This is a genomic window from Terriglobales bacterium (assembly GCA_035764005.1).
Taxonomy (GTDB): Bacteria; Acidobacteriota; Terriglobia; order Terriglobales; family Acidobacteriaceae; genus Gp1-AA112.
The window spans coordinates 156,169-181,026 of sequence record DASTZZ010000069.1 but is presented as its reverse complement, the minus strand read 5'-3'; the positions used below and the strand labels follow the sequence as shown (position 1 = coordinate 181,026).

The following is a 24,858-nucleotide window of genomic DNA, read 5'->3' as shown; positions in this document are numbered from 1 at the left end:
CTCGATAATAGAGCTTGTTTACCGACGTCGACCGCCGCCTCTGCTACCTCGACTGCCGCCAAAGCTGCTGCCTCCAGATCTGCCACCGCTGAGGCTCGAAGCGCCGCGCTGACTGCTTGCCCGCGCTGAGTTGCCGCTCATACCGCTGGAGCCGCCGAATGCTCCAGAGCCCCGCGAACTTCCAGATGATGAGACACTTCTATTCCCGACTCGATCGCCACCGCTCAAATTTGCTCCCCCGTTCGCTCGACCCGTGGTGCCTGCAGATGCTCTCCCACTTCCGCCGCCATCTCGGAAACTGTTCTGCGCTCCGAACCCGCCTCGGTCTGCCGTGCCCGTTTGCGGGCGACCACCTGAACGCTGAATATTCTGGCGAGCGCTGGCCTGGCGCGCTGCTGTCGAGGAACCCCTCGCAGTGCCGCCGTACTTATTTGCAAGCTGGCTATTGGAGTACGGTGCTCCGCCGCGATGTTGTGGATTGTGTTGCCATGTGTTGCCATTGCCACGATTCACGGTTTGCCTGTTATTGACGTTTTGTCGGTTGTAGTTTCGATTTGAGTTATTTACGAAATTGTTATTGTTATTGATGTAGACGTTGTTATTTCCACCCCATCCAGCATTCCAGCCACAGCACCCTCCCCAGGCTGCTCCCATCGCAACGCCGACTCCGAACGAAAGCGCCATGCCGGCGGCGTAATAACCAGGTGGCGGATAAGCAATCGGTGGATAAGGATAAGCCGGGGCTCCATAAACGACGGTTGGATTGTAACTGGGGACATAAATGACTTCCGGACTGGAAGGTTCAATCACCACGACGCTCTTGTTCTCGATAACCTTGGTCTCAACTTTTTGTTGATCACTGGATTTCAAGTTTCCATTGTCTTTTGCTTTAACACGCATGCGCTGAACCGCGTCCATTACATCGCTCTGCTGTGCCAGAAATGCATTGCCTAAATCCGTTGTCCATTTGATATTGTCAGAAAGTTGTTTGACCAGATCGGGAAAAGCGGCCATGGCCTGAACACTAGCGTCCCAATCCTGCTTTTTAACGGCATCTGCCAATTGTTTATCTTTAAGAGACTTATTCTTTTCCAGCCATTGCTGAAGCTGGATAATTTCCAACGGATATGTAGAAGCGGCGAGCGTTTGCGCGAGTAAGGGGTCTGAGTAGAGAGCGATAGGAGCAACCAGCGAGTCAAGCTGATCTGGGGGGATTTTGGCCTGTTGTTGTCCTGCATCCTGCGCCCACGTCATAACTGTTTCCCCAGGGACTATCAACGCGATGCAAACCAAAGTCAGCATTTTGCGAATGAGTTCGTGGGCTATCTTCATCTTTAGTCTCCTGTGTCACGTCTTTACAATTCGGCGGCCTTTTTGAATACATTAGGCGGGTTTCAGTTTGAGAGGCTGAGTCAGTTTGAAGCTCAAAGCGGCCTCTGCAGGCAAATCGATGTCTCGCTTTCCTGTCGTTCCCGCTCCGATCGTGCCTGCCGCAGCTCCAGTGAGTGCTCCGATGGCCGCGCCAGTCCCACCTCCAGCTATTCCACCGATTGCCGCGCCCAAGCCTGTTCCTCCGGCTATCACGCCTGCTGTGCGTTTGCCCTTCCCGGTGGAGGTTTGGCTGACTTCCTCGGCCTGAAGGTTATAGGTGTGACCATTCACGGTTACAGACTCTAACGACAGTCTCAACACCGCTCCTCCTTTGAAACGTCCAGCCTTCTTTGCTTCTTTGACGATCCCCATAACTTCTGATCCAGTGGGGATAACCAACACTCCGTCGATTGTGACCGGAGTCAAGATTGTGCCGTTGAAAACGTGTCCGGTTTGACTGGCCTTACTCCCGAGCGCCTGATTAGTTCGAATCGTCAGCGTCGTTCCTGCCGGAACTACAATTGGTTTGGGTGGAGGCGGAGGAGCTGGAGAAACGCGTAGAGCCGCAGGTGGAGTAGCTTCACGATAGGATGCCATCGCCGGTCCCGACGTCGATGCAAAATCAGTCGCCGACGCGACAGAGGTGTCGTCCTCCATGTCGACGATGCCAGGCTCTTGCCTGACTATGCTTTCAAGTTGATCGCGTGCGGCCTGGCTTGCCGTTGTTCCAGTTAGAGTAACTTTTCCCTTGTCTGAAGTGACGTGTACATCTGAACCACTGACAACCGGGTCGGCAGCGGCTTTCGACTGAATGTCTTCCGTAATTTTTGCGTCATTTGGCTTGTGAGAGCAAGCCAGAAGTGCAGCACTTGCAATCATTGACCATAGCAATGTTCTTCGCGCCAGCATGAACGTACTCCTGGAATCAGCCGAGTCGCAATGCAACAGCTAATACCTGATCACGGACGACTTACAGATAGATGATCTTTCGCCATGTTCTAACTGGCAAAACTGTCAGATTCGTCAGAAGGCGGGCTCGACCGAGAACATTGCTGCAGTACTCACCCAGGAATAATGAAATTTCGAATCGCATACTGTACAAGCTCTGAATTCGTAGTGAGTCCGAGAGCTGCCATGATTCGATATTTATGAAATGCCACAGTGCGCGTTGTGAGATTGAGCACGCTAGCAGCCTCTTTCATCGATCGGCCTTCTGCGAGGAGCTGCAACACTTCTCGCTGGCGCGGAGTTAGAGATCTAGCGCCGTGGTCGCGCTTATGAGTTCTTAAAAACTCCGCTAAGGCGTCCTTCGTGACTTGAGGTGAAATGTAGACTCGACCATTGAGCGCTTCTTTCACGGCGGTAATCAATTCGGGAATTGCGGAGGTCTTAAGCAAGTATGCTGAGGCTCCGCGGCGAAAAGCTTCGGCCGCAAGCTCCGGATCGGGAATCATCGTCACATACACAAGCTTTACATCAGGATTTCCGAGCTTGATCTGCTCTCCCGCATCGAGACCGTTGAGGGATTGCATCGCGATATCGCTCACAATTACGTCCGGCTTCAATACCGCATTTGCGCGGAGCAGGGCTCGTCCGTCCGCGACAATTCCCACCACTTCGAACTCGGCCTCCAGCAAGTTTTTGCAGGCTTCGGCCACTAACGTGTGGTCATCGGCCAAAAGCACGCGAGGACGTTTCGGGGCCAGCGCGGGTCTGGCTCCTCCGCCCGTTGGAGCGAACTCATATGGTTCAGCCTGGAGCACGTACTGCCCCGGGACGGACGTTTTTGCAAGTTGAGGCTTCACTTTGGCGCGGTGCGCAATGCGTTTAAGCATTGCGAATCTCAGCGTTCTCTGCGTGACATAGGCTGAGTGACAATCCTAGATGAACCTATGCGGAGTACAAGGTTAGCGACACTGGCAATCGTTACAGCCGTGTGGCCGCGGACCAGGCGTGAAGGTACAGCGGGAAAGTTCTATGCGCTTCGTCGTTCCGGGTCATTGCGCTCAGATGTTGCAGATCGCGGAGCAAGCTTGCTCACTGAAAATGGATCCTGCGCCACAATGTTATTTCTGAGAGCAAACTGTACTAACTGAGCATTGCTCTTGAAATTCAGAACGTCCATGATTCTATATTTGTGGAAGGCGACAGTACGCGCCGTAAGAGACAATAAGGCGCCCACCTCTTTCATCGTCTTACCCTCAGCCAAAAGCTGCAAAACTTCGATCTGGCGTGGCGTCAACTTCTTCTCGGCAGTTTTTGGCTTATTGGAACGAATAAAGGAGTCTTCGATGGACGTCTTAATTCTGGGAGTAATGTAGCTGCCGCCTCTTAAGACCTCGTGAATACTCTTCAAAAGTTCTGAAGCGGCTGAACTCTTCAGGAGGTACGCCGAAGCGCCCGTCCGAAGAGCTTCGGCGGCAACATCAGGATCTTCATTCATGGTTACGTAGACGAGTTTTGTCTTCCGCATCCTTTGTTTGAGTTGTTGTCCGGCTGATAAGCCGTTTAACAGCGGCATACCGATGTCTACTACTACTACATCGGGTCTAAGCTCGAACGCGGTGTCAAGTAGTGCGCGACCATCAGTTACGGTAGCTACAATTTGATAATGGGGCTCGAGCAGATGTCGAAATGCTTCGGCGATCATCGTGTGGTCGTCAGCAAGCAATACAGTCGGCTTATTCATCGTATGTATCTCCGAGAGGCATTCGGGCCGGAGGCTGGGAAGCGTAACACGAAACAGCCTGTCACAGCGAAGAATTGTCTGTTAATTAAGGCAGGGCGATTCTAACAGTGGCGCTGCAAAAACCTGCACTGGCATTTATGACAGAAGAAAAGAAAGAAGGATCGTTTGGCTCGGTACACGGCGAAACTAAAGACGCGCTCTTTTGCTGATAAGGCTTTTCCCTTAGCAGGCTGATTCCATATCGGGACATTCACAGCAGTGATATGAAGCTGCCGGAAGAGTCAACGCGTCGAATATTGTTTTCTGTATTGCAGATGAAGGGCCGAGGAATCGTGCTCCTTCGTCATTCGGACCTTGATTTTATGAGGCCTACCAGCGTTGGACTTTTCAGTTGGATGGTATCCGAGCACGTATTGATTCCGGAGCTCAGCGCTGATCGCCGCGGCAGCGCCGGGAATGTTGTCGTTGTACGACAGCGATACAGTGCGTCCGCCCGTGGCGTCGGTGATTCCTGACAGGAGTCGATTTCCCCATTTTTCTTCGATAGTGCGGAACATTGGTATGGCGTCCACCGGCCGAATGGCATAGACGGTGACGTCAGATTCTTCGGCCAGACTCTTGATTTCCCGAAATTTGAAGCGGCTGTCGTTTTCGCCGCCGTCGGAGATGATCAAAATGACCTTTCGCGGATAGCGAGCGGAGTGCAGTTTGTTCAAAGCGAAATAAATGGAATCGAGCAAAGCCGTATACCCGGAAGGCTGCAGTAGCGTGAGCTGAGCTTGGATATCTCCAATCGACTGTGTGGAGTCGGCGAGCAGTACCGGACTAGTGGAGACGCCAATAGCGAAATATTCATCGTCGGGATTCGCGTTTTGGAAGAATTTCGCCAGCGCTTCTCGCTCAACGGCCACCCTGTTGACCATGCTGTTGCTGATGTCCAAGACCAGGGCGACAGACACAGGACCATCTTCCAATGAGAAGAAGTGAATATTCTGTTTTTGGCCATCGTCAAGGAGCTCGAAGCTGTCCTTGCTCAGACCGGTGACTGGCCGGTTGAAGGTGTCAGTGACAATTACAGGAACCAGGACAAGATCAACATCCACACGAAGGCGGCCTGATCGGTGTTCGGGGCGAAGGCCGACGTCCAGTGGTCCGGTCGCGTCGGCTGCGGCGTGAGGATGGGTATCGGCTCTTGGCACGATGTGGACCGGGTCTTCCATCTGTCCGTAAGCAACACAGCCGAGGATCAGCACAGTGAGGAAGGCTGACAAAACATACAGCCAAGTCTTGAGAATTCTCCAAAGGCAGGGGCCAGCTTCGATCATAGGCGCTCCAGCGTCGATAATCTCAGCGGCGTCTATACGTTACCAGAGTTTCAGTAGCAACACAAACCGCGTCTTCTGGCAGCGTGACAATTTCGACTGCTCAGGTTTGGATGATCGAAATTGACAGGTGGATATCCCACCTGCGACGCGCCATTGTCGGCCTTGATTCCAATCTGGAAATTGCGGTGAGCCATCTGGTTCGTTCCGCTTTTAACTGAGGACACTCAGAAACCGCGCTGTTGCTGTCACCTTTAACAGTTCAACTCTCATTCCTATTTTTCTACATTGCGTTTGGGATGAAATCGCTCTTCTGGCTGGACCGCGTTCTGCTGATTGTGGGCGTCGTCTTCATAGCGGCCTACGTAGGGATTCGTGTCGATAGCCTTATCCACTCGCGAGCCGAACTGCGAGCTTTTCAACAACAAAAGCAGGAAGGCAAAGCCGGAAACGCCAGAGTCGATTTCAGCCTGTGGTCGCCAAAGCGAATCGAGGAATACCAACAGGCCCTGCTCGTGGATTCCCGACGACCATTAGCTGTTTTGCGAATTCCCAAGATTGGATTGGAGGTTCCAGTGCTTGAGGGGACAGATGACGTGACCCTGAACCGCGGAGTTGGTTGGATTCCCGGAACGGCGCGGCCTCTTGAGTCTGGAAACATCGGTATCGCGGGACATCGCGACGGATTCTTTCGAGGACTCAAAGATATCTCGGTGGGTGATGTCCTTGAACTGGAAAGTGCTGGAAGCTACGCGAGCTACTCAGTCGATGAGATTGAAATCGTTGAACCTAAAGATGCAGCCGTTCTTCGCCCGCGAGCCAAACCCGCCATAACCCTGGTCACTTGCTATCCATTTTATTTCGTTGGGAGCGCGCCAAATCGATTCATCGTGCACGCAGCACTCACCCAAACTGCGCCGGCCGCCACTGCTCGGGTTGTAGCTGATCACACCACCGCTAAGGATGAGAACAATTAGGAGATAAACAATGAAATTGCTTTGGAGATTATTGCTGAGCCGCCCGGCCGTAGCAGCCGCTGCTTTTGTGGCGCTGACGACCGCCGCGACGGCACAAGTGAAAACAACAACAAATACCACTGACGCGACACCGACCAAGGAAGTCAAGGTGGATCGTGGGATCGTCGAGCGCGTCTCTGGCAATGATATCTGGGTGAAGATGGAAGACGGCAGTGTTCGCCACGCTCATGTTCCAGATAGCGCCAGAGCGACGGTCGACGGCCAGGAAATCGGTGTGCACGACTTGAAGCCCGGAATGAAACTCGAACGCACAATCACCACCACTACCACACCGCGGACGGTGACTACCGTGCAAACTGTAACCGGCAAGGTTTGGCACGTGGCTCCGCCAAAGACCGTGATCCTGACTCTTGAAAACGGACAAAATCAGTCTTTCACAGTTCCAGATGGTCAGAAGTTCAAGATTGACGGGCAAGAGACAGACGTCTGGCATCTTAAAAAAGGAATGACTGTTTCAGCAACGAAAGTTGTTGAAGCTCCGGAGACTGTTGTGGAACACGAGCGGCAAATCACGGGATCTTCGCCGCCGCCTCTGCCACCGCTCCCATCTGATATGCCAGTGCTGATTGCTCGCGCTACGCCTGTACCGGCGCCGGCGGCAGCGCCGAGCCCGGCCGAAACTCCCACTGAACTTCCCAAGACCGGCAGTCCAGTATCCCTGATCGGCTTGCTCGGATTGTTGTTCTCGGGAGCATCGCTGCTCGTGCGATTCACACGACATTAACGATTGACCTCTCCTCTCCTCTAACTTGGGTTCGGCAATCTGCCTCGAATACACATGCCGAACCCCTTTTTCTTCTAGCCCAAAACTTCTCAGCCCTCCCTCGATTCCAGTCATAAATGTCGAGTGGCTCAGCTAGGGCGCTCGGACTTCAACAGGCGTTGGCGGGAGTTACCGCATTTCGACCTGTCGATTTGGGAAAACTGAAACATTTACTAGTTACTTTCCACCTGCTTGCTCTAGAGAATCTTTTCTTGAACTAAGAAAAAACAGAGGAGACTCTGATGCCGTTTGTCCCGAGATTCTTGTCCATCACGCAGTCTCGAGTAAATCCCAGGGTCGCCTTGGTTGTTCTGGTGACCTTGCTTGCAGGCTGCGGTGAAAAGCAGGCCGCAGGTCCGCCGCCCCCGCCAGATGTTGAAGTAGCGCCGGTGGAACAGCGGGATGTACCCGTCTATGGCGAGTGGGTAGCCCAACTGAACGGTCCTGTAAATTCCGACATCACACCGAAAGTGCAAGGCTATCTTCTCAGCCAGGATTATGTGAACGGCTCCATAGTCAGGAAAGGACAGTTGCTGTTCCAGGTTGATCCACGCCCGTTCCAGGCGGCTCTGGATCAGGCCAAGGCGGACGTAGAGAGAGCCGCATCTGCGCTGTCGAGGGCGAATAACGATGTGCAGCGCGATACGCCGCTTGCAGCACAATCTGCGATTCCGCAAAAACAGCTGGATGACGACATCGCGAATGTGAATTCTGCCAAGGCACAACTCGCCGCGGTTAAGGCCTTACAAGAGCAGGCTGAGTTAAATCTGGGATGGACGAAGGTTTACTCGCCAGTCGACGGCATAGCCGGAATAGCGAACTCGCAGGTTGGCGACCTGGTAGGCACGTCGACGAAGATGGTCACGGTTTCCCAGATTGATCCGATCTGGGCTTACTTCAACATCAGTGAAAGCCTGTATCTCGATTTTGCGCCGCAAATCTCAAGAGTTCTCACCAAGGGAAAGGTTCAAACTCCGGTTTCTGTCGAATTTCTACAGGCCAACGATGTTCCTTATCCGTTCAAAGGAAAGGTTATTTTCGTAAACCGCGAGATTACAGGCGGAACAGGCACCATCCAGTTGGCTGCGGCATTCCCAAATAAGGACGCTATCCTCCGGCCGGGCGGGTTTGGAAGGGTTCGCGTGCAAACCAGCACGGCCAGGGACGCCCTGTTAATTCCGCAAGCTGCTGTCATCGAAGTTCAATCGCAGTATCAGGTAATCGTCGTCGGCACCGACAATAAAGCGACGATCCGGCCAGTGAAAATGGGCGACCGCGTCGAGACAAGCTGGATTGTGACGCAAGGATTGCAGGCCGGCGAACGGGTCGTGGTGGAAGGAATTCAGAAGATCCAGACGCTCGCAGCGCAAGCGCCGCGTGAGCAGGTAAAGGATGGCGTTCCTGTCAATCCGAAGCAATATGCGGCCCCCTCGGCCCAAGGCAACTGACCATGGCTAAGTTCTTCATCAGGCGTCCTATCGTTGCCATCGTTATCGCCATCCTGATGACCCTCATGGGCCTCATCGCAATGCTCGGCTTGCCGACGGCACAGTTTCCTAACATCGCCGATCCAATGATCCAGGTGAAAGCGACCTACCCGGGCGCTGACGCGCAAACGATTGCGGAGTCCGTCGCGACGCCCATTGAACAACAGATGTCGGGCGTAAGTGGCATGAACTACATGTATTCACTTAGTGCCAGTTCGGGAGGTGGGAGCAGCTTATACATCGATTTCAAACTGGGAACCGACGTCAACACTGATCAAATTCTCGCGCAGATGCGGACTGGCCAGGCCAACTCTCAACTTCCCAGTGAGGTCGTCCAGCAGGGAGTGATCGTACAGCCCGGTACCACGGCGCCTTTCATGCTGCTCGACCTCTACTCGCCCGGTGGTGTGTACGACAACATTTTTCTCGCAAACTACGCGACGATCAACCTGCAGTATGCGCTAACGCGCATTCCAGGTGTTTCGCAGGTTCAGATTTTCGGCGCCGGGCCCTACGCAATGCGCATTTGGGTGAATCCCGACCGGCTGGCAAGACTTGGGGTTACCGTTTCCGATATCACCAATGCTGTGAAGGCGCAAAACAAAGTCAATCCGGCGGGGCAGATAGGCGGAGAACCCGTTCCCTCCGGTCAGCAATTCACCTACAACGTGCGGGCTCCCGGCCGTCTTCCCACGGTGGAAGAGTTTGGCGAGATTGTCGTGCGCGCGCAACCTGACGGCTCACTCCTGCGGTTGAAGGATGTGGCACGGACCGAATTGGGATCCCAATACTACTCTTATCAAGCGCGGCTAGGAGTTGCAGATGAGCGTAAGCCGGCTCAGCCCGCGGCGCTCATAGCGCTTTACCTGACTCCAGGAAGTAATGCGCTGCAGACCCGAGCTGCCGTCCTCAAGATGATGGACGAATCGAAGAGCAGGTTCCCACAAGGACTGGATTACATCGTCGCCCTCGATACGACACTCGCGGTGAGCGAGGGAATCCATGAGATCTACAAGACCTTAATAGAAGCCTTAGTGCTCGTCATTATCGTTGTTTACATCTTCCTCCAAGGCCTCAGGGCCACACTCATTCCTCTGCTTGCGGTTCCTGTTTCCCTGATTGGAACCTTCGCAGTCTTTCCATTGCTGGGATTCTCGATCAACACTCTATCTCTATTCGGATTGGTTCTGGCGATTGGACTGGTTGTCGATGATGCGATTGTTGTTGTGGAAGCCGTTGAACACAACATTGAGCATGGGATGTCGCCACGCGACGCTACCGTGAAAGCGATGGAGGAAGTCTCCGGACCGGTGATCGCCATCGCCTTGATTCTCTCCGCCGTCTTTATTCCCACAGCTTTTGTCCCTGGCATCACCGGCCAGCTCTACAAGCAGTTCGCAGTAACAATTGCGGTTTCTGTATGCTTCTCGGCGTTCAATGCGCTAACGCTCAGCCCTGCTTTGTCTGCGATGCTGCTTCGTCCACGAAAGGAAGCGTGGGGCCCCATAGGCGCATTCTTCCGCTGGTTCAATCGCATCTTCGGACGCACTACTGATGGATATGTGAGTTGGTGCGGGCACCTGATCCGTAAGGCCGGATTCGCCTTCTTGCTCCTGGCCATAATCACGGTTGCTACCGGTTTCTTCGGTAAGCGTCTGCCGCACGGTTTCTTGCCTGATGAAGATCAGGGATACATCTACGCTGGTCTACAACTGCCGGATGCGTCTTCGCTCCAGCGCTCGTCTGAGGCTGCGAAGGAAGTCGAGAAAGCTCTGATGGAGACGCGCGGCGTGCAGTATGTAAGTTCCGTTATGGGATACAGCATGCTGAGCGGAGTGAACGCTACATACAGTTCCTTTTTCTTTGTCTCTCTGAAGCCCTGGGAAGAACGCAAGACTCCGGAAACGAGTTACACCGGCATTAAAGCCCATTTGCAACAGGCTCTCTCCAAAGTTTCATCAGGAGTTGCCTTCTCGTTTCCGCCACCTGCAATTCCCGGCGTAGGAACTTCGGGCGGGGCAACTTTCATCCTGGAAGACCGGTCGGGCAGTGGTCCGGATTTCCTTGCCAGGAATGCGAAGCTCTTCGTCGCGGAAGCGCGCAAGCGTCCCGAGTTGGCGGGAGTCATGACCACAGCGTTGTTTGGTGTTCCTCAGGTTGGAGTAAAGGTCGACAACGCGAAGGCTATGACCGAGCAGGTTCAACTGAGCAGTCTCTACGAAACCATTCAGACTTTTATGGGTGGCGCGCTTATCAACTACTTCAACCGTTTTGGCTTGCAGTGGCAAGTCTATGTCCAGGCCGATGGTGATTTCCGCTCCCGGGCCGAAAATGTCGGCAAGTTTTATGTGAGAAATGCAACAGGTGGGATGGTTCCATTAAGCACGTTGACCAGCACTTACCAGCGCAGCGGTCCTGAGTTCATGATGCGCTACAACCTGTTCAATTGCGTACAGATCAACGCGGCAGCAGCGTCAGGGTACAGCTCAGGGCAGGCTATGGCAGCGCTGGAAGATGTATTCCACAAGTCGATGCCAAGCGAGATGGGCTTCGATTACATGGGCATGTCCTATCAGGAGAAGAAGGCCGCGGAGGGAGTATCGGCTTCTGCGATTTTCGGAATGGCGTTCTTCGTTGTGTTTCTGATCATGGCCGCGCAGTACGAGAGCTGGTCCTTGCCGTTTAGTGTCCTTTTGGGAACGCCTATCGCGGTGTTTGGAGCCTTTATCACACTCTGGGGACGCACGCTCGAAAACAACGTGTACGCGCAGATCGGGCTGGTCATGCTGATTGGGCTGGCGGCGAAGAATGCGATTCTCATTGTGGAGTTCGCCAAAATCGAATTCGACAAAGGAAAGTCGCCTGAAGAGGCAGCACTCATCGGAGCGAAGCTGCGCCTGAGGCCAATTCTGATGACATCTTTTGCTTTCATTCTTGGCTGCGTGCCGTTATGGAAAGCCGCTGGAGCAGGAGCAATTTCCCGACAAGTTCTGGGCACTTGCGTGATCGGGGGCATGCTCGCGGCATCAATACTGGGAATTTTTCTGATTCCTGTCAGCTTCGACTTCGTCGAGCGACTCGCTCATCGCAAGAAGAAAGAGCCCACACCTTCACCTGAAGTGAAAGCAGCGGCGGCCTAGAAATGAGGAGGTGCTCAATGACGGTCAGGACGAGTTGGCTCCTGCTTACGGTCTTCCTTGTTGGCTGCGCGGTAGGGCCCAATTACAAGCGACCGCAGGTTGCGGTTCCAGATGCCTACCGGGGTCTCGCGGCCGATGCGGACAAGACCAGCACTGCATCCCTTGCCGACGAGAAGTGGTGGACGCTGTTTCAGGACGAGCAATTGCAAAATCTGATTCGCACAGCGATCAATGACAATTATGACGTTCGCATCGCTGCCGCCCGCGTACTTCAGGCGCAGGCTGTACTGGGCATAACGCGCGCCGACCAGTTTCCAACGATCACGGGTGGGGCCGCAGCTACGAATGATCGATTCCCAAGAACCAAAACTTTTCCGCCGTTCGAAACCAACGCTAACAGCGTGAATCTCTCGATGATTTGGGAGTTGGATTTTTGGGGAAAGTACCGCAGGGCGACCGAAGCGGCGCGGGCCCAACTGCTGGCTACGGACTGGGGGAAGCGAGCAATCATCACCAGTCTCGTGCGCAACGTGGCCTCTGCGTATTTCCAATTGCGTGAACTGGACCTCGAGATGGAGATCTCGCAGCACGCGCTCGCGTCCCGCCAGGATTCTCTTCGCCTGGTAAAGATTCGCGCATCGGGTGGAGTCACATCCATGCTCGACGTCCGGCAATCGGAGCAGCTGGTTTATGAAGCTGCCGGCACGATTCCTGATTTGGAGCGACGAATCGAGCAGCAGGAGAATTTCATCAGCATCCTGATCGGCAAGAACCCGCAGGCTATACCCCGTGGCAAGACGCTACTTGAAAACACTTTTCCCCCAACCGTTCCGGCCGGGCTTCCTTCCTCGCTGCTCGAACGACGAGCAGATATCCAGGCGGCAGAGCAATCGTTGGTCGCGGCCAATGCGCGTATTGGAGTAGCAAAGGCAGCGTACTTCCCGCAGATCACTTTGACGGCAACGGCTGGATATCAAAGTTCATCCCTGACGAGTCTTTTTTCCGGTCCCGCAGGAACATGGAGTTTTGGGGGACAGCTACTGCAACCGATCTTCGAAGGCGGCAGACTCCGATCCGGAGTGAGACTGGCTGAAGCACAAAAAGAAGAACTCCTCCTTATTTATCAGCAGGCAATCCAAGAGGCATTCCGGGAAGTATCTGACGCACTCGTCGGCTACAAAAAAGATCAGGAGTTTCGGGCACAGCAGGAATTACTTACTCTGTCCGCGAAAGATGCGACCGCTCTTTCCCAGTCCCGTTACTCAGGAGGCGTGACCAGCTATCTCGAGGTCCTCGACAGTGACTCTCGTTACTTCGCTGCACAGCTGACCTTGGCCCAGACGCAGCTTAATGAGCGGTTGTCGCTGGTGCAGCTGTACGGAGCGTTAGGCGGAGGATGGCAACAGTAGGAAGCCGGCTCATCGTGAACTGTCATGAAAGTCACTCGCACCTCGATTCTCTTTGTGATTGTGGCCATAGTGCTGTTGAGCGCCGTGCCGGGCAGCATTCGGAGAATCGTCCAGACGGGCGATCCTTACTTATTTACAAAGCATTTTTTTCACGACATGCTGGCGCGCCTTACCGGACCCGGAAAGCTCAGATTCATTATTCAACCGACCGTCGCAATCATTCTTGGTGCTCGACACGGAATCAAAGATTCGCGTGCGAATCTGCGCCCCTTTCTGTCGATGCTTACTTTCCATGCTTCACATAGACGGCATGCATTCGCTACCGCGATCGCGGATGTTCGCGATCTCGTCGCAATAGCGATTCTGCTGGACATCATTTCGCAAGCGCTCATTTTTCATAACATCCATCCCGGCGCCGCGCTCATACTTGGCCCAGTCCTGATCGCAATCCCTTATAGCCTCGCCCGGGAGCTTGCCAATCGCATATTCCGTGGGCGGCGCCCTCGTGCAACTGCTGCAGGATCGGTTTGAGGCCCTACGGTGAAGATTCGAGGTGCGCGTTCATTTCTCGCAACGCTGATTCTGTCCACCGCCTGCTTCGCGCAAGACCTGACACCGAGAGCTTACGTAATAACTCCCACTAGCTCGAACGCCATCGTACTTTCAACCTCCTTTTTCGACGGCGACATTCTGTTTGATGGCTCGGTCCCGATTACAGACTCGACAGGCAGAGTCTCCGTTTCGACCCTGAGTCTCTATCACTCCCTAAGCTTTTTCGGACGATCTGCGAATGCCACTGCCTCTCTTCCGTATGCCATAGGAAACTTCCGCGGCAAAGTAATTGGCGCGGAGCACAACGCATATCGTTCCGGCCTTGTGGACACCATTTTTCGATTCTCAGTGAACCTGCTGGGTGGACCCGCGCTTTCCGCTCCAAAATTCCGATCATGGAAACAGAAAACCCTTATTGGAGCGAGTCTTAAGGTCGTTGCTCCCACCGGACAATATGACCCAACCAAGTTGATCAATCCTGGAGGCAATCGTTGGGTTTTCAAACCGGAACTCGGCCTGTCGCGCCGATGGGGGCACTGGATTGTGGATGCGTATTCCGGAGTCGTCTTCTTCACCGACAACCACAACTTCTTTTCTCAAAACCAATTTTCTGCCGGCACAAACATTCAGTCGCAAGCGCCTGTCGGTACCTTTGAGGGACACCTCAGCTACGATGTTCGACCCCGTCTGTGGGCATCCTTGGACGCTAATTTCTGGCGCGGAGGAAAAGCGAGTATCAATGGAATTGAAAATCCGGCGAGCCTGCAGTCAAACTCCCGACTTGGAGCCACGACCTCAGTACCGCTCACCACTCACCAATCACTGAAATTCAGCTACAGCAGGGGTGCTTACGTCAGGTTTGGTGGAAATTTCCAGAACGTCTCTATTGGCTGGCAGTACTCTTGGATAGGAAAGCCTAAGTAAAAGCCTGAGTAAAGGACGGATGAACTGAATAAAAACGGGGCGCAGAGTGAAGAAATCGAAGCCCTGCGTCCCAATGCTCTTCGGTTAAGCGGCTGCTCTTTTAGTTTTCTCGGCCCGTTTGGCAGCCTCGAATGCATCTCGATAGCCTCGCGCGATCGACCGAACGCCGCGCCCGATCTCCTCGTAAACCTCATCATCGAGATTTGCCAGCGACACCCGTAATGACCAGTCGGGAGCTTCGAAGCCTCCGCCGTTCAGGAGGACAATGCCGCGATCCGCAGCGAGGCGGAAAGCGAGATCGAGCGGGTGCACGTTCTTTTTGAGGTACTCGACCGCTTCCTCTCCCAGGTTCTTGCGCGCAAAGAACTCGAAATCGATCAGACCGTAATAGGCGTCATATAGAGGATTGGGCGTGATGTCCTCAAGTCCTAAGCCGTCGATCAACGCCCAAGCCCGCCGATGCAGGATCTCCATACAAGCTTTCTGATATTGCTTATTAACATCCATCAGCTCAGCGAGCGAGAACATAGTCATCATCACTTGCTGAGGTAAAGCGAGTCCAGCAGTGTGGTTCAAAGCAACATCGCGGCTGTCAGCCACAATGCGATCAATGAACTTAATTTTGCGCGGCTCGAGAGTAAGCGCGCCGTAGCGCTTATCGAGCGCCTTCAACTCGGCTTCTGGAAGGCTTGCAATTCGCTTGTCGAAGATGTTGTCTTCATGTATCGCAATTACCCCGAGTCGCCATCCCGTGCAGCCGACGTATTTCGAATAGGAGTACACACCGATGGTGTTGTGTGGGAGCTCGCCGAGCAGAGAGCGGAAGTTCTCAACAAACGTACCGTATACATCGTCTGTCAATATGAGCAGATCAGGTCGCTTCGTCTTGACTAAGTTCGCGATCTTGCCAATTACCTCCCTGCTCAGCGCCATGCCGGTGGGATTTCCTGGATTGACGACGAAGAAAGCTTTGATCTTGGGATCCTCGAGCTTCTTGATCTCCGCATCTGTAAATTGAAAACGATTTTCCTGCGGGGCCGCGATATTTATGAAATGCAACCCGTAATCCTCAAGATGCGGCAACTCCAGGTAAGGCGTGAAGATGGGCGTACCCAACGCGATAGTGTCGCCCGAACGAAGCAGGCGGTTGTTCTTCAAGGATTTGAAGATGTAACACATCGCAGCCGTCCCACCCTCGACCGAGAAGAGATCAAACTTGCCCGTCGGTACAGGATCGCCGCAGACGGCCCACATCAGGTACTCGTGCACGATGCGCTCGTTGTGGACAAGCATTCGATCAGGAACCGGATAGTTATCGCCGATGATCGAGTCCACCAGCTCGTGCACAAATGCATCGGGCTCGAAGCCAAACTTCTTAACGGCAAACCTCACCATTGATGATAGGAAGTTGGCGCCTGGCATTTCGGAATGTTTTGTAACCCAGGTTTCTAGACGCCCTGCGATGCCTTGTGCCTGTGGCATTCCGCCAAGACCTGCAGGATGCTCCATCACCCGCTTGCTCTCGGTGATAGCGAACTGGCCGAGTAGAAAATAACCCTCTCGTGGCGTGGTCGCGATCCAGTTGGGGTTGCCGCGGCCGGCGTTCAGAAATGCAGATTGTGTAGTGCGTGACGTTTTCTTAGCCAGTTTTATGAGTTCGTCCTTGATCTCGAACGGACTTAAGCTCTCGAACTTGCGCAACTCCATATCGTCCATGATTTTCTCCTCATGATTACTTCGAAGCTCCGAAGGTTAAGAGCACGATTAGAACCATGCCCCAGATAGTTAGGAAGGTGTTACCTACGGCATAAGTGACTGTGTAGCCCAAGGCAGGAACCTGACTCTTTCCTCGGTCACAAACCAGGCCCAGCGAAGCTGTCGTAGTGCGGGCTCCGGAGACAATGCCCAGCAAGATCGCATCGTGAAAACGAAATATGTATTTCCCGATGTACATGCCCAAAACGAGCGGCACAGTAGTCGCGACCGCGCCCCAGAGGAACAGGCTGATGCCTTGTGTCCGCAGTCCATTCACGAATCCCGGGCCAGCCGAGATCCCGACGATAGCAATGAAAATGTTCAGACCGACCGAGTTCATGAACCAGACGGTCGAAGACGGAATGCGCCCAAACGTCGGCCGAACGGAGCGCAGCCAGCCGCAGACAAGTCCCGATATAAGGGCGCCGCCGGCGGTTGAAAGCGTCAGTGGAATTCCCGCTACTTTCCAAACCACCGCACCTACCAGCGCACCGATCGCAACACCGGCGCCAATAAAAGCTACGTCGGCCACGTCGGTAGCCCGATCAGGTACGCCGAGCATTTTGATCGCCGCATTCGTATCTTGAGTGCGGCCCACGATGCTCAGAATGTCGCCGCGAAAGATCTTCGTATTCGGTAGCACCGGAATCGAAGTAGCAACTGCGCCGCGTGTGATCTTGCGCAGGAAAACGCCGCGCGCTCCGCCTTGTTGAGCGATTTCGGCGAGCGTTTTTCCATCCACCTCTTTCTTAGTGACACAAACGTCTACACCTTCAACTGGAACACCCAGTAGTTCCGGATCATCAACTTCGACCGGCGGCTGAACGCTGCCAGTGAGAGCGCTCTCACGCCCGCCTGAGACGGCAGCCAGCTTTGCACGCTCTCCGATGAGGTTTACTAGCACTTCACGGGCGCCGACTATGGCCACAACATCGCCTTCGCGTAGAACCGTGTCTGCTGTTGCCTCTTCAATCACGCCGTTTCGTCGCACTCGCAGAACAAAGACACGTGCGTTAGGAATCAGGGCTTCCGCGTCGGCGGCACGCAGGCCATTTACTCTACTGTTCGGCAATATACGAAAAGCACGCACTTCCCATCGGTGCCAGGCTGTGCCTGCTCCTCCAACCTCTTTAGTTCCACCCTGCTTCTCCTCGTAATCTTTGCAGGCTTTTTCAAGGTCAAACCGAAGCAGCGCCGGCCCAAATAACGCAATGACAATTGCCGAACCCACCGTTCCGAACATGTAAGTCACGGCATAGGCAATAGGCATGGAATCGAGCAGAGCTTTTGCCTGGTCGGCAGCCATTCCCAATCGGTTGATCGCGTCAGTTGAAAGACCCATCGCTGCGGAAATAGTTTGCGAGCCGGAGTAGAGTCCGGCTGCATATCCCAGGTCATAGCCTGCCAACTTCGTGATTACAACGGGCACTGCCAGGCAGAGTACGCATTGGACAACCGAAAAGATCGCTTGAGGTACTCCGTCTTTGGCTACTCCGCGAACGAATTGCGGCCCGACGCCGTAACCGACTGCAAACAAGAACATCAGGAAAACAGTGGCTTTCAGAGGTTGCGAAATGGTGATCCCGATTTGGCCAATAAGGACTCCGGACAAGAGCGTAGCGGTAACCGATCCGAGCCCAATGCCGCGGAACGTGAATTTCCCAAAATAGTAGCCAAATGCAAGTGTCAGAAAAATGGCGATCTCCGGATATTGCCGGAGCGTAGCTGCGAACCAACTAAACATCGCTAGTCACCTCTGTTCTGGCTCGCTCCGCGCATATCAAGAGCAGGGAAGCGAGAGCCTCATGACGGAGCTCTTTTGAGCAGGCTTGTCCTTGAGAAATTGAGCGCGCAAGAAGTACGGCGCGCCGATCAGCTCAGGAGCGGCTTGCGATCCCCATCTTCGGAATGAATGGCAGGTTCAACAACTGGCAAACTTCGCAGGTTGGAAAATGAAGCAGGGCTGAGATTCGCGGCGCGGCTCCAGGAGCTAGCTCATTAAATACACGATTACTGTTCCCCAGGTAGTCAGCAGGATGTGTCCGATCGCTGCAGTATATGAATAGCCCAGTGTCGATACCGAGCTGTCCGATTTGTCCTGCACTGCAGCAACGCCCGCGATCATCGTTTGAGCTCCTGCCAGTCCTCCCAGCAGAAGTACTGGGTTCAGTTTCAGAATGTAGCGTCCAAAGTAAAGGCCCGTGATGAGAGGGGTGAGAGTAACGATGATGCCGCCTAAGAACAACAAGTAACCCGATTCTTTGAGAGTGTGAACGAAAATAGGTCCAGCTTTAAGGCCGATCATGGCTACGAAGGCGGCGAGCCCGAGAGACTTCATGAACAGGATTGCTTCATGCGGCATCCGTCCGAACCAGGGGCGCACCGAATGCATCCATCCGACAATCAAGCCGGCCAGTAATGTACCGACACTAGTGCCAAGAGTAATCCTCAAGTGCCCTACAGGAATGGTCAAGGACGCTCCGAACAAAATGCCTATGAAAACTGCAATGCCCAAAATCGAAAAGTCCGCTTCTTCTACCGGTTCCAGTTTCATTCCGACAATAGGTGCCAGCTTCTCGACCGCCTGCTCCACGCCCGTGACTTGAAGAACATCGCCGCGCTCTAGACGAACATTAGTGCCCACCGGCATCGATTTTCCGCCCCGCATGATTCCTCGTAGAAGAACACCTCGTGTTTCGTCGAAAGTTTCAACCAATTCTCGCAGTGTCTTGCCTGCGACCGCTTTATTGCTAACGTAGAGATCAAAAGAAGCTACGGGGATCTCCAACAATTCTGGATCAGGAACTTCGCTTGATTTCGGACCAAGCACCTTCACCAGCACTTCGGTTCGACCGAGCACCGCTACGGTGTCACCAGCCTCGAAAACCGCTGTTCCGGTTGGAGTGAATATTTCATTATTACGTCGAATGCGTTCCACGAAGAGACGCGCACCGGGAACAGACCTCTCTGCGGCCGCTATTGTTTGTCCTATGACAGGTGCATCTTGGGCAATTGTGTATGCCCGAATTCCAATAGGCTGCCATCCTGAAGAGACGCCAAACTTCGACCGTTTAATCCCCAGGCTAGCTTCCAATTTTCTCGACTCGCTTCGTAAGTCGATGCCCAAGAGTTTGGGTCCGAGACTGCTGCAGCACCAGATCACACCAATGGTGCCGAACAAGTAGCAGATTGCGTCTGCAACCGCTATGTGGCCGATTAATATTTGCTTTTGTTCCTCCGCAAGAGATAAGCCGCGGATTGCTTCGCTCGCAGTGCCGATCACCGGCGATTCCGTCAATGAGCCTGACAATAAGCCTGCTGAGAACCCAGGATCAAGCTTGAGGAAACGTGCAACCACATATGCGGTTGCCAGGCCGATCACCGGAACAAAGACAGCAAGCGTGGCCCACCGCCATCCCTCACCTTTAAGATTTCGGAAAAAGCTCGGACCGACGGAGTATCCGATCCCAAAAAGGAACAGCAGAAACAAAATGGCTTTTGCCTGATCGGATACGGGTACGTGGAAAAAGTTGCCGAGGAAAATTCCCGCCAATAGGGAGGACGTGACCGTACCCAGTCCGACGCCCCGAAACTTAAGACGCGCGATCACGTACCCGAGGCCAATGGCAAAGTAGACGCCCATTTCGGGATATTTCGTGAACAACTTTGCCAGCCATTCCATTCCATCGCACTCAGATCAATAGTTTGCTCGACAACGTCAACTTTCGTGGGTCAAGCAGCAGTAGTGCGTGTAGCTCGCTTTGGTTCCTCAACCGCCCGCCCATGTCCACCTGCAGCTTCGAGATATGCGGGCTTGAGCAACTTCAAGCCAAGCGACGCAGTGAATCCGTGAATTTCTTTTACGTCGAGTTTGCGCATGAAATCGATCGTTTCACGATTGATCACCTGCCCTGGAACCATGATCGGAAATCCGGGAGGATAAGGAATCACGAAATTCGCGGATACCAGATCGGGACCGTCCTTGAGCCGCTTGTCAATGTCCGAGCTCGATAGCTTCACATGTTCACACTGCTCTTCTCGGTATGCTCCGAAGAACGCAGAGCGTACATCGCCCTCGCTGGTCGCGCTGGCGGGGCTTTTTCGGAAACTATTGTGGAAAGAAGTAAAGTTCGGGAGATCCGGCACATCTTCCATTAGTGCCTTTACTCGTGTGGCGAATGCTTGCTGAGCCTCTTTACCACCACGCTGAAGTTTGCCTTCAATTTTCTGTGAAATCTCTACCAGAACTTTGAGGAGATGAGCGATGTCGCTGCGAGTGTTATTGATGTTGGTTTGCAGTAGAACGCTGTTGCGCGATGTCTTGTTCAATTGAATGTCATAGTCCGCGGCGAGCAAATTCTTGAATTGCGTGCCATCGAATCCTGCGCTGCCACACACGAGTGTAAGCCGCGTGACATCGAGCGCTACTTCATCCTCTCGCAGAGATTTCACCGCCGTTGCCCAGTTCGTTCCCGGTACCCGGTAATCGACGAAGCCCGAAAGCCGAAACTCCTCGGGGATCATTTCGTCTGCTCCGGCCACATGAAAATACTTTGAAACGAGCGGGTGCGAATTGACTTCGCGGCGCACGTCGAGAGCTAATTGAATCGCGCGATTTACAAGCTCGTATCCTTCAAGCTCCATTTGCCGGCGCGCTACATCAAGCGACGCGATGATCTGCAAGTTGGGCGAAGTAGAAGCGTGAGTAAATACCGCCTCATGGAACTGCTCTTCCACAGTGTGGTAGTCCTGATCTTTCACCAATACCATCGATCCCTGGCGCAGGCACGACATCGACTTGTGGGTAGAGTTCGTCTGGTATACCCGCAAGCGCACCTTGTCGGGGTCGGCCAGAAGACGAGTCTTCAGTACCTCTGGGTTGGATAGATCCAGGTCTCCCAGTTTCTTTTTTTGTGCTTCGTAGGCAAGGCGATACGCGGGCTCTGCGAACTTACGCTCGAGAATAGCTGCAGCACCCATGGCGGTTCGTCGTCGATAGAATGGGCTCCATCTCGCGAATCCAAACCACGCCTCGTCCCACAAAAAGATCAGGTCGGGCTTGATGGCAAGGCACTCCTCCATCACCCGCTCAACATTGTAGATATGACCATCGAACGTGCAGTTCGTAAGGACGAGAAGCCGAGCTCGATCGAGCTTTCCCTCTGCTTTGAGTTCGAGAAGGGATTTCTTGATGGAGCTGAGCGGTACCGCACCGTACATTGAAAACTTTGTCAAAGGATAAGCTTCAAGGTAGAGGGGAAGCGCTCCGGAAAGTACCGCGCCATAGTGATGTGACTTGTGACAGTTTCGATCGACCAGCATGATGTCGCCCGGAGCCAGCAAAGCCTGCTCGACCATTTTGTTGGAAGTAGAAGTGCCATTGGTCACGAAGAACACATGATCTGCTCCAAATGCGCGAGCTGCTTTGTCCTGTGCGATCTTGATATTCCCGGTGGGCTCCAGCAGGCTATCGAGGCCGCCGGTAGTCGCCGATGATTCGGCCAGAAACAGATTCATCCCATAGAACCTGCCCATATCGCGAATCCAGTTCGACTTGAAGATGGATTTTCCGCGTGCTACGGGCAGAGCATGAAACGTGCCGATTGGCCTTTGCGCATATTTTTGAAGATTGTCGAAGTAAGGCGTGTCATATCGATCAGCGATTGCATCAAGAATGCTCAAGTGCAATTCGACGGGCTCCTCGACCTGATAAAAAATTCTCCGAATGCATGCGGCTGCCGCGAGATCTCCCGCAACTTTTTCTACTTCGCTTCCACTGAGAAGAAATATGTCGAGTTCGGGACGAATCTGCTTTAGTGCTTTGGCTAGTTCTACAGTCTGGGCACCGGAACGTCCGCTGAACGAGTTTGCAGGCAAGTTTCCTGCCAGGAACTCTCGCAGGACTGGCGCGTTGTGCGACGAGGGGAATGCAACGCCATCCGAGGCGATTACCGCCTCCAGATTTCCGTTCAAAATAGACGCGAGGATAGCGTCTTCAATACTGCCAACGAAAACAAGCTCGTAGATGAACTTATCGTGAGGTCGGCGGAGCTTTTTGTATTCCTGTGCCATCTCAGGCCAGGCCTCTTGCCTCACCGGTGTCACAACAAGGACTTCAAAATAGGGGCGATGAACAGCCGATTCATCTGCTCCAGGAATTCGGTCTCCAAGTCTGACGGGCTGCTCTTCTCCTTCCCAGTCAGCTGCGTTGCTTCGATAAGAATTCGTCAGCAGAGCCATGTTGATCAGCTGTGCTAAACGACTTGTCCGCCTCGAGTCATTCGATGCTATGGCTGCGCCCAGATCGCGCATCAAAACTGGGCCGGGATAGGCGAAGTAGTCCTCCCACTGCTTTAGTTCTTGGAAGGCTGTCGCCGCCGAACTGGAATCTCTCTCTGTCCCGCCTTCCCAGGCACGAGCTGCATCGAGCAACTTCCTCCAGCGATCGAATCGAGCCTCTGCTGCGGTAAAGAACTGATCAACACGAACGCCCGATGCACTTGCTGCAGTACTCATCACACTCCTCCGTAACGTGTCTGGCTGTTTGTTGTTTTCCGGCCGGACTCTAAGCTACTTTCCAGAGCTCCCAGCTTTGACGAAGTTATATTTGGCACTCAGCATTAGGCGAGGCGCCGTGCCTGTAGAGCCGTCTTTCTTTACTACCCATCCATACAGAAACTCTGTACCTACGTTCAGAGATCCAACAACGTTCCAAATAATGTTTGTTGCTGTGTAATTGCTTTGATGGAACGTCGTGCCGGGCTGGAAATCAGTGTTATCGACCTGTACGAAGCCGTACATGACCGATGATCGGACTTTGTCAACCCAGAAATGTTGATAGCTTCCATATGCAGCCACTACGGGCACTGCTTTGAGATGTGGATCCTGGGTGCTCTTCACTGCGGCATCGATACCCAGCCCAGACGTATCGTTGAGATACCGCTCAATGCCATTTCCGTAAACTCCCTGATAGACAAAGGTATCTTTGTCGAACGTTTTCTGAGATCCAGTGAAATTAAATCCCCACGCAAATACCGAGTCACTGACTCCGTTTGGTAAGAAGGCTCCAACACTTCGAAGTAATGCGGAGACTTGAACGTGGCCTTTGTCCATATCGTGCCGAAAGGTGGCCGTTCCGTCAGGCGCCTGGTTACTTGGTAATGCATTGAACTCTGGAGTTTTGAACGCGATGTCCGACGACGCCTTTTCGAGAGAAAGTCTGAAGCTGGTCTTTTCGGCAAGGGGAATCGAGTAACGGAACTGTGGATTGCGTAACGAGACCTGCGCGTTGGGTCCTTGAAAATCGAGTTGATCCGGCCCTGAATCGGGATCCTGGAAATTTGAAAACGTTTGCCCAATCAAAAAGTTCTTCATCTGTGCATATGCATGGCGCATGCGCGGTGTAGTCGAACTGGACCCGAAAAGATCGCCCTCAACAAAGAACCTGACGCTCCCGAGGTCTTCCAGGGGAATGAGGAAATCCATATTCAACCGGGTGGGCCGGACAGACACTGTCGAGTTGGTTCCGCCTCCACTTGCCGGCACCGGAATACCCGATGGAATAAAGCGTTCGGTATCACCCGCGGGCCTGAGGTCGCGAATAAAGTCGGTTTTGAAGTAGCCCCCGATTTTCAGAAGCGTCTTTGTACCTGGAAGTCGGAAATATCCTGGAAAATTCGGATCGAGAGGAGAATTGTCCAGACGCGGGGCAGCCTGAGAATCTTGAGAATATGTTTCGTAGCCGGCCACCGCTTCTCCTGTGGCGTGCTTTGTCTGCTTGCTCAGCTCTTCAATGACTTCTTCTTTCTGTTGCTGGTCAGACGACTGCTGCGCATTGGCCGCGCCCGCACTCTGCGATTCGGCAGGTCGTGCGGAAAGTCGATTGAGCTGGTTCTGCACGTCTGCCATTTGATTCCTCAGATTCTCAAGTTGTTTTTGCAAATCCTCGACGCCAGTGGGGCCGGGATCTGAGCTTTGCGCATAAGATACGGTTGCATACAATGCAAGGCATATGGAGATGCGAGAAAGATATTTGCGAGTAAAGATCACAGGTGCACTCCGTAACGGTAGAAGTGTGGTTAAGTATTTCGTTGACGGCACTTGTTACAAACTGTCAAAAGTTGCAGCCGGTACTTAGCCAGGCACTCGAGAGCAATACTCGATCCATATGTAGGTACATTACTGTTACAAGTGCCAATAGAAGGTCATAGCAGCGCAGCCTACTCTGTGGAAGCACACTGTCTAAGCTGAACGAATTATGCAGGAAGTCGGATCGATCTCATGAATCAAACGCCGCGCTTGTGTCAGCTGTCAAAGCTGCGATGGTGCGCAGCGTTGCTCCTGCTGCTAATACGAATCGTGGTTGCGCAAGACGTATCTAAACTCTCGCCCGAACACTCGAGCATCGAA

General features: G+C 53.5%; 17 protein-coding genes. 7 read left to right on the top strand and 10 right to left on the bottom strand.

Annotated features, from left to right (window positions below; all coding sequences use genetic code 11):
• Nucleotides 1–18: 18 nt before the first annotated feature.
• The 5 genes from VFU50_11670 to VFU50_11650 all read right to left on the bottom strand — a co-directional run bounded on the left by VFU50_11670 (nt 19) and on the right by VFU50_11650 (nt 5,385).
• Complete coding sequence (locus VFU50_11670) at nt 19–1,332, bottom strand: DUF3300 domain-containing protein (protein HEU5233512.1); 1,314 nt, start codon at nt 1,330–1,332, stop codon at nt 19–21.
• Nucleotides 1,333–1,383: 51 nt separating this feature from the next.
• Nucleotides 1,384–2,280: a BON domain-containing protein gene (locus VFU50_11665; GenBank protein ID HEU5233511.1), complete on the bottom strand. Its 897-nt coding sequence runs from the start codon at nt 2,278–2,280 to the stop codon at nt 1,384–1,386.
• Between the two features lie 152 nt (nt 2,281–2,432).
• The gene (locus VFU50_11660; GenBank protein ID HEU5233510.1) at nt 2,433–3,206 is read right to left on the bottom strand and encodes a response regulator transcription factor; all 774 of its coding nucleotides are present in this window, start codon (nt 3,204–3,206) and stop codon (nt 2,433–2,435) included.
• A gap of 140 nt (nt 3,207–3,346) precedes the next feature.
• Nucleotides 3,347–4,060 (bottom strand): response regulator transcription factor, encoded by a 714-nt coding sequence (locus tag VFU50_11655; protein HEU5233509.1) that lies wholly within the window; start codon nt 4,058–4,060, stop codon nt 3,347–3,349.
• Between the two features lie 281 nt (nt 4,061–4,341).
• Nucleotides 4,342–5,385, bottom strand: coding sequence for a VWA domain-containing protein (locus tag VFU50_11650; protein HEU5233508.1), 1,044 nt, complete (start codon nt 5,383–5,385; stop codon nt 4,342–4,344).
• A gap of 296 nt (nt 5,386–5,681) precedes the next feature.
• Here VFU50_11650 and VFU50_11645 point away from each other — a divergent pair, with 296 nt between their 5' ends.
• The 7 genes from VFU50_11645 (at nt 5,682) to VFU50_11615 (ending at nt 14,694) form a co-directional block, all read left to right on the top strand.
• On the top strand, nt 5,682–6,359 hold the full coding sequence (locus tag VFU50_11645; GenBank protein ID HEU5233507.1) for a class D sortase: 678 nt from the start codon (nt 5,682–5,684) through the stop codon (nt 6,357–6,359).
• 10 nt (nt 6,360–6,369) lie between these two features.
• Nucleotides 6,370–7,143: an LPXTG cell wall anchor domain-containing protein gene (locus VFU50_11640; GenBank protein HEU5233506.1), complete on the top strand. Its 774-nt coding sequence runs from the start codon at nt 6,370–6,372 to the stop codon at nt 7,141–7,143.
• Between the two features lie 281 nt (nt 7,144–7,424).
• Nucleotides 7,425–8,630, top strand: coding sequence for an efflux RND transporter periplasmic adaptor subunit (locus VFU50_11635; protein HEU5233505.1), 1,206 nt, complete (start codon nt 7,425–7,427; stop codon nt 8,628–8,630).
• Nucleotides 8,631–8,632: 2 nt separating this feature from the next.
• The gene (locus VFU50_11630) at nt 8,633–11,809 is read left to right on the top strand and encodes an efflux RND transporter permease subunit (protein ID HEU5233504.1); all 3,177 of its coding nucleotides are present in this window, start codon (nt 8,633–8,635) and stop codon (nt 11,807–11,809) included.
• A gap of 17 nt (nt 11,810–11,826) precedes the next feature.
• Complete coding sequence (locus tag VFU50_11625) at nt 11,827–13,218, top strand: efflux transporter outer membrane subunit (protein ID HEU5233503.1); 1,392 nt, start codon at nt 11,827–11,829, stop codon at nt 13,216–13,218.
• 24 nt (nt 13,219–13,242) lie between these two features.
• Nucleotides 13,243–13,749: a hypothetical protein gene (locus tag VFU50_11620; protein HEU5233502.1), complete on the top strand. Its 507-nt coding sequence runs from the start codon at nt 13,243–13,245 to the stop codon at nt 13,747–13,749.
• Nucleotides 13,750–13,758: 9 nt separating this feature from the next.
• On the top strand, nt 13,759–14,694 hold the full coding sequence (locus tag VFU50_11615; protein ID HEU5233501.1) for a transporter: 936 nt from the start codon (nt 13,759–13,761) through the stop codon (nt 14,692–14,694).
• Nucleotides 14,695–14,778: 84 nt separating this feature from the next.
• Here VFU50_11615 and aspD read toward each other — a convergent pair whose 3' ends face one another.
• The 5 genes from aspD to VFU50_11590 form a co-directional block, all read right to left on the bottom strand.
• Nucleotides 14,779–16,410, bottom strand: coding sequence for an aspartate 4-decarboxylase (gene aspD, locus VFU50_11610; protein HEU5233500.1), 1,632 nt, complete (start codon nt 16,408–16,410; stop codon nt 14,779–14,781).
• 16 nt (nt 16,411–16,426) lie between these two features.
• A complete protein-coding gene (gene aspT, locus VFU50_11605; protein ID HEU5233499.1) occupies nt 16,427–18,193 on the bottom strand; it encodes an aspartate-alanine antiporter in 1,767 nt (588 codons plus the stop codon).
• A 246-nt stretch (nt 18,194–18,439) separates the two neighbouring features.
• Nucleotides 18,440–20,131: a TrkA C-terminal domain-containing protein gene (locus VFU50_11600; protein HEU5233498.1), complete on the bottom strand. Its 1,692-nt coding sequence runs from the start codon at nt 20,129–20,131 to the stop codon at nt 18,440–18,442.
• A 50-nt stretch (nt 20,132–20,181) separates the two neighbouring features.
• Nucleotides 20,182–22,965, bottom strand: a complete 2,784-nt coding sequence (locus VFU50_11595; protein HEU5233497.1) for a hypothetical protein — start codon at nt 22,963–22,965, stop codon at nt 20,182–20,184.
• A gap of 54 nt (nt 22,966–23,019) precedes the next feature.
• Complete coding sequence (locus VFU50_11590; protein HEU5233496.1) at nt 23,020–24,357, bottom strand: DcaP family trimeric outer membrane transporter; 1,338 nt, start codon at nt 24,355–24,357, stop codon at nt 23,020–23,022.
• Between the last annotated feature and the right edge of the window lie 501 nt (nt 24,358–24,858).

Coding starts and splice junctions, on each gene's coding strand:
- VFU50_11630 (HEU5233504.1), top strand. CDS start 8,633: ATGGCTAAGTTCTTCATCAGGCGTCCTATCGTTGCCATCGTTATCGCC.
- VFU50_11595 (HEU5233497.1), bottom strand. CDS start 22,965: ATGAGTACTGCAGCAAGTGCATCGGGCGTTCGTGTTGATCAGTTCTTT.
- aspT (HEU5233499.1), bottom strand. CDS start 18,193: ATGTTTAGTTGGTTCGCAGCTACGCTCCGGCAATATCCGGAGATCGCC.
- VFU50_11660 (HEU5233510.1), bottom strand. CDS start 3,206: ATGCTTAAACGCATTGCGCACCGCGCCAAAGTGAAGCCTCAACTTGCA.
- VFU50_11625 (HEU5233503.1), top strand. CDS start 11,827: ATGACGGTCAGGACGAGTTGGCTCCTGCTTACGGTCTTCCTTGTTGGC.
- VFU50_11645 (HEU5233507.1), top strand. CDS start 5,682: ATGAAATCGCTCTTCTGGCTGGACCGCGTTCTGCTGATTGTGGGCGTC.
- VFU50_11620 (HEU5233502.1), top strand. CDS start 13,243: ATGAAAGTCACTCGCACCTCGATTCTCTTTGTGATTGTGGCCATAGTG.
- VFU50_11650 (HEU5233508.1), bottom strand. CDS start 5,385: ATGATCGAAGCTGGCCCCTGCCTTTGGAGAATTCTCAAGACTTGGCTG.
- aspD (HEU5233500.1), bottom strand. CDS start 16,410: ATGGACGATATGGAGTTGCGCAAGTTCGAGAGCTTAAGTCCGTTCGAG.
- VFU50_11665 (HEU5233511.1), bottom strand. CDS start 2,280: ATGCTGGCGCGAAGAACATTGCTATGGTCAATGATTGCAAGTGCTGCA.
- VFU50_11590 (HEU5233496.1), bottom strand. CDS start 24,357: ATGGCAGACGTGCAGAACCAGCTCAATCGACTTTCCGCACGACCTGCC.
- VFU50_11635 (HEU5233505.1), top strand. CDS start 7,425: ATGCCGTTTGTCCCGAGATTCTTGTCCATCACGCAGTCTCGAGTAAAT.
- VFU50_11670 (HEU5233512.1), bottom strand. CDS start 1,332: ATGAAGATAGCCCACGAACTCATTCGCAAAATGCTGACTTTGGTTTGC.
- VFU50_11600 (HEU5233498.1), bottom strand. CDS start 20,131: ATGGAATGGCTGGCAAAGTTGTTCACGAAATATCCCGAAATGGGCGTC.
- VFU50_11640 (HEU5233506.1), top strand. CDS start 6,370: ATGAAATTGCTTTGGAGATTATTGCTGAGCCGCCCGGCCGTAGCAGCC.
- VFU50_11655 (HEU5233509.1), bottom strand. CDS start 4,060: ATGAATAAGCCGACTGTATTGCTTGCTGACGACCACACGATGATCGCC.